At 71.4% G+C, this 5,564-nt stretch carries 3 protein-coding genes; all 3 read left to right on the top strand.

The window, feature by feature from the left end; genetic code table 11:
• Window positions 1-1,466 (top strand): 2-oxoglutarate dehydrogenase, E2 component, dihydrolipoamide succinyltransferase (gene sucB / locus ABT078_RS31650; RefSeq protein WP_351233799.1); only part of this gene is annotated, 1,466 nt, incomplete at its 5' end.
• Window positions 1,467-1,609: 143 nt separating this feature from the next.
• Entirely contained in the window at window positions 1,610-2,233 is a 624-nt protein-coding gene (locus ABT078_RS31645) for a GntR family transcriptional regulator (RefSeq protein WP_351233797.1), read from the top strand.
• 495 nt (window positions 2,234-2,728) lie between these two features.
• Window positions 2,729-5,413 (top strand): pyruvate dehydrogenase (acetyl-transferring), homodimeric type, encoded by a 2,685-nt coding sequence (gene aceE / locus ABT078_RS31640; protein WP_351233795.1) that lies wholly within the window; start codon window positions 2,729-2,731, stop codon window positions 5,411-5,413.
• Window positions 5,414-5,564: the final 151 nt, after the last annotated feature.

Genomic DNA, 5,564 nt, shown 5'->3' with positions numbered 1-5,564 from the left:
CGGCTCCGGCCGCACCCGCCGCCGCGGCCCCTGCGGCCCCGGCTCCGGCCCCTGCTGCCGCGCCTGCCGCTCCGGCCGGCGGCGCCACCGGCACCGACGTCGTACTGCCCGCGCTGGGCGAGTCGGTCACCGAGGGCACCGTCACCCGCTGGCTCAAGCAGGTCGGCGAGGAGGTCGCCGAGGACGAGCCGCTGCTCGAGGTCTCCACGGACAAGGTCGACACCGAGATCCCCGCGCCGACGTCCGGCGTGCTGCTGGAGATCGTGGTCGGCGAGGACGAGACCGCCGAGGTCGGCGCGAAGCTCGCCGTGATCGGTGCCCCGGGTGCCGCTCCGGCTGCTCCCGCCGCTCCTGCGGCTCCGGCCCCTGCCGCGGCCCCGGCTCCGGCCCCTGCCCCTGCCGCGGCTCCGGCGCCGGCTCCTGCTGCCCCGGCCGCCGCCCCGGCTCCGGCGCCCGCGCCGGTCCAGGCCGCTCCCGCCGCTCCGGCTCCGGCTGCGCCTGTCGCCCCGGCTGCCCCGGCCGCTCCGGTGGACGAGGGCGCGTACGTCACGCCGCTGGTCCGTAAGCTCGCCGCCGAGAACGGCGTGGACCTGTCCACGGTCAAGGGCACCGGCGTCGGTGGCCGTATCCGCAAGCAGGACGTCGTCGCCGCCGCCGAGGCCGCGAAGGCCGCCGCCGCTGCCCCGGCTCCGGCCGCCGCCGCTCCGGCCGCCGCGAAGAAGGCCCCGGTCCTCGAGGTCTCCCCGCTGCGTGGCCAGACGGTCAAGATGACCCGCATGCGCAAGGTCATCGGCGACAACATGATGAAGGCGCTGCACAGCCAGGCCCAGCTGTCCTCGGTCGTCGAGGTCGACGTCACCAAGGTGATGAGGCTGCGCAACCAGGCCAAGGGCGCGTTCGCCGCCCGCGAGGGCGTCAAGCTGTCCCCGATGCCGTTCTTCGTCAAGGCCGCTGCCCAGGCGCTGAAGGCCCACCCGGTCATCAACGCCCGGATCAACGAGGACGAGGGCACCATCACCTACTTCGACTCGGAGAACATCGGCATCGCCGTGGACTCCGAGAAGGGCCTGATGACCCCGGTCATCAAGGGTGCGGGCGACCTCAACCTGGCCGGTATCGCCAAGGCCACCGCCGACCTGGCGGCCAAGGTCCGCGGCAGCAAGATCACGCCGGACGAGCTGGCCGGTGCGACCTTCACCATCAGCAACACCGGTTCACGCGGTGCGCTGTTCGACACGATCATCGTGCCGCCGAACCAGGTCGCGATCCTGGGCATCGGCGCGACGGTCAAGCGTCCGGCCGTCATCGAGACCGCCGAGGGCACGGTCATCGGCGTCCGGGACATGACGTACCTGACGCTCTCCTACGACCACCGTCTGGTGGACGGCGCCGACGCCGCCCGCTACCTGACGGCGGTCAAGGCGATCCTGGAGGCCGGCGAGTTCGAGGTCGAGCTCGGTCTCTGAGGGCCGAAGACTCCGAGCCAAGATCGCTACTGGGCTGTAACCAGCCTCACCAGCGGCGCCCCTGCCGGGGAGTACTTTCCGGCAGGGGCGCCGCCGTATTGTCTAGGAGTCTTCTCTTCTTGCTCTTCTTGAAGGAGCGGTCCATGACCATGCCCGTCGTCCACTCGCTGCGCGACCAGATCCGCGAGCACATCGTGGAGGGCATCGTCAGCGGCCGCTGGAAGCCGGGCGAGCGGATCGTCGAGCGCCGCATCGCGACGGAACTGGCCGTGAGCCAGACGCCCGTACGGGAGGCGCTGCGCGAGCTGGAGTCGCTCCGGCTGATCGAGTCGGCGCCCAACAAGGGCGTACGGGTGCGGAATCTGACGGCGGCGGACCTGGAGGAGAGCTACCCGGTCCGGGCCGGCCTGGAGCAGATCGCGGCAGAACTGGCCGCGGAGCGGCTGGCGGCCGACTGCTCGGCCCTGGAGCCGCATGTGTCGGCGCTGTACGAGGCCGACCGCGCCTCGGACGGGACGGCGCAGGTGCGGCACACGGTGGCCTTCCACCGGGAGCTGGTGAAGGCGGCGGGGAACGGGGTGCTGCTGCACACCTGGGAGGGCCTCGGGATCGAGGTCTTCACCGCGCTGTCCATCCGGTGGCTGGGCACGAAGCAGAAGTCGTACGCGGAGGAGCACGAGGAGCTGGTCGCGGCCTTCCGGCGCCGCGACCCGGCGATCGGCGCGCTGGTCAAGGCCCACGTCCTCGGCTGCGCGCCTCGTGCGTAGCACCTCATGCCTAGCGCCCCCTGCCTAGCGCCCCGCGCGTAGCACCTCATGCCCAGCACCTCGTGCTCGGTCCCTGTGCGGACACCCCGCGCCTAGCGCCCCGCGCGTAGCACCTCATGCCCAGCACCTCGTGCTCGGTCCCTGTGCGGGCACCCGCGCCCCGGCGCCCGGCTCGCCCTGCATACCCGGTGCCGGGTCGGGAGCCGGGCCCGCGCGGTGTACCCGGCACCGCCGGATGCGCCCGGTACCGGCCGGATCGGGCACCAGGCAGACCCGAGCCGGTGGGGCGGGGCCTCGCCGGAAAAACCGGCACCGGGTGCCCTGATTCGCGGCACCCTGTGCCGACTTTGTCGATCTGAAGAAGTTTTTCGCTTCAAACTTTGATCGATCATCGATCGTCGGCTTACAGTCGACAGCGGACTCACCAGTCCGCGGCCCCGTCCTGCCAGACAAGGCCCCTTTCTCCACCCCCTCCCACTCCGGAAGGCGGCGATCATGACCGACCCCGTAGGCAAGCTTCCGAGCGAGCTCGATCAGCTCCCGGACCGTGACACCGAGGAGACCGCCGAATGGGCGGCCTCTCTCGACGCCGTCACCAGGGCTGCCGGCCCCCACCGCGCCGCGTACCTGATGCGACGCACCCTCCAGCACGCCGAGGGTGTCTCAGGGCTGGACCTGCCCAAGCTGCTGGAGACGGACTACGTCAACTCCATCCCGACCTCCGCCGAGCCCGCCGTGGCCGGTGACGAGGAGATGGAGCGCCGTATCGCCGCCTGGAACCGGTGGAACGCCGCCGTCATGGTCACCCGCGGCTCCAAGTACGGCCTCGGTGGCCACATCTCCACCTTCGCCTCCGCCGCCTGGCTCTACGAGACCGGCTTCAACCACTTCTTCCGTGGGAAGGAGGCCGACGGTTCCGGCGACCAGCTGTACATCCAGGGCCACGCGGCCCCCGGCATCTACGCCCGCGCCTTCCTCGACGGCCGCCTCACCGAGGCCCACCTGGACAAGTTCCGGCAGGAGGCCGGCGGCGACGGTCTGCCCTCGTACCCGCACCCGCGCCGGCTGCCGTGGCTCTGGGAGTTCCCGACGGTCTCCATGGGCCTGGGCCCGCTCTCGGCGATCTACCAGGCGCGCTTCAACCGTTATCTGACCAACCGCGGCATCAAGGACGTCTCCGCGTCGCACGTCTGGGCGTTCCTCGGCGACGGCGAGATGGACGAGCCCGAGGCGACCGCGGCACTGGGGCTCGCCGCCCGCGAGGGCCTGGACAACCTGACCTTCGTCATCAACTGCAACCTGCAGCGCCTCGACGGCCCGGTCCGCGCCAACTTCAAGATCGTGCAGGAGCTGGAGGCCCAGTTCCGCGGCGCCGGCTGGAACGTCGTGAAGTCGCTCTGGGGCAACGCCTGGGACGAGCTCTTCCAGCTCGACACCACCGGCGCCCTGGTCCGCCGTCTCCGCGAGGTCCCGGACGCGCAGGTCCAGACGTACCAGACCCGCGACGCCGCCTACATCCGCGAGGACTTCTTCGGCAAGGACCCGGCGCTCGTCGAGATGGCGAAGCTGCTGTCCGACGACAAGATCCTCGAGTGCTTCCACTACTCCCGCGGTGGCCACGAGCCGCGCAAGGTGTACGCCGCGTACAAGGCCGCCGTGGAGTACAAGGGCGCCCCGACGGTGATCCTGGCCCAGACGGTCAAGGGCCACACGCTCGGCGAGGGCTTCGCGTCCAAGAACGCCAACCACCAGATGAAGAAGCTGACGGTGGACGAGTTCAAGACGATGCGGGACCTGCTCGACCTGCCGATCGCCGACGCGCGGTTCGCGGACGGTCAGGTGCCGTACGTCCACCCGGGTACGGACTCCCCCGAGGTCCGCTACCTCCAGGAGCGCCGCGCTGCCCTCGGCGGCCCGGCCCCGGCCCGCCGCGTCCACCCCGTCGCCCCGCTGCCCGCGCCCGCCGAGAAGGCGTTCGCCGCCTTCGACAAGGGCTCCGGCAAGCAGGCCTTGGCAACGACGCAGGCCTTCGTCCGCCTGGTCAAGGACCTGATCCGGGACAAGGACACCGGCAGGCGCTGGGTGCCGATCGTCCCCGACGAGGCGCGCACCTTCGGTATGGAGTCGCTGTTCCCGGCGATCGGCATCTACTCGCCGATGGGCCAGACGTACGAGCCGGTCGACCGCGACCAGCTGATGTACTACCGCGAGGCCAAGGACGGCCAGATCCTCAACGAGGGCATCACCGAGGCCGGTTCGATGGCCGACTTCATGGCCGCGTCGACGTCGTACTCGACGCACGGCGAGACGATGATCCCCTTCTACATCTTCTACTCGATGTTCGGCTGGCAGCGCACCGCGGACCAGATGTGGCAGCTCGCCGACCAGCTCGGCAAGGGCTTCCTGCTGGGCGCCACGGCCGGCCGCACGACCATGACGGGTGAGGGTCTGCAGCACGCGGACGGCCACTCGCCGATGATCGCGGCGACGAACCCGGCGGCGCTGACCTACGACCCCGCGTTCGCGTACGAGGTCGCGGCGATCGTCAAGGAGGGTCTGCGGAGGATGTACGGCGAAGCCCGCCCGGGAGAGGACACTGACGTCTTCTACTACCTGACGGTCTACAACGAGCCGATGCTGCAGCCCGCGAAGCCGGAGGGTGTGGACGAGGGCATCGTCCGCGGTCTTTACCGCTTCAAGGAGGGCGAGGGCGCGGCGGACAACCCGCGCATCCAGCTGCTCTCCTCGGGCACGGCGATCCACTGGGCGCTCGAGGCGCAGAAGCTGCTCGCCGCCGACTGGGGCGTGACGGCCGACGTCTGGTCCGCGACCTCCTGGACCGAGCTGCGGCGCGACGCGCTGGAGGCGGACGCGGCGCTGCTGCGCGGCGAGTCCCGCGTGCCGTACGTACGCCAGGCGCTCGAGGGCGCCGAGGGTCCGGTGCTCGCGGTCACCGACTACATGCGCCAGGTCCCGGACCAGATCGCCCAGTGGGTGGAGCAGGACTGGTCCTCGCTCGGCGCCGACGGCTTCGGCCTGTCGGACACGCGCGAGGCGGCCCGCCGCCACTTCGGCGTCGACGCCCAGTCCGTCGTGGTCGCCGCACTGGCCCAGCTCGCCCGCCGCGGAGAGGTCCCGGCGTCCGCGGTGAAGGACGCGCGGGAGCAGTACGGCCTGTAGCGCCTGTACGGCCCTGTACTTCGCCGTGAAGCCCCCGCCGCTGCCGAGGCGGCGGGGGCTTCCGCCTGCGGCCGTACCGGCTCGTTCCGGCCCGTCCGGCGTGTGAGCACGGACACTCGGGCACACCGTCGCGCCGGCGGTCGTTCCAGCC

This window comes from Streptomyces sp. NPDC002133, assembly GCF_040296405.1.
Classification (GTDB): domain Bacteria; phylum Actinomycetota; class Actinomycetes; order Streptomycetales; family Streptomycetaceae; genus Streptomyces.
Note: the sequence above shows the minus strand (reverse complement) of the source record. Positions and strands in the feature narration are given on the sequence as shown.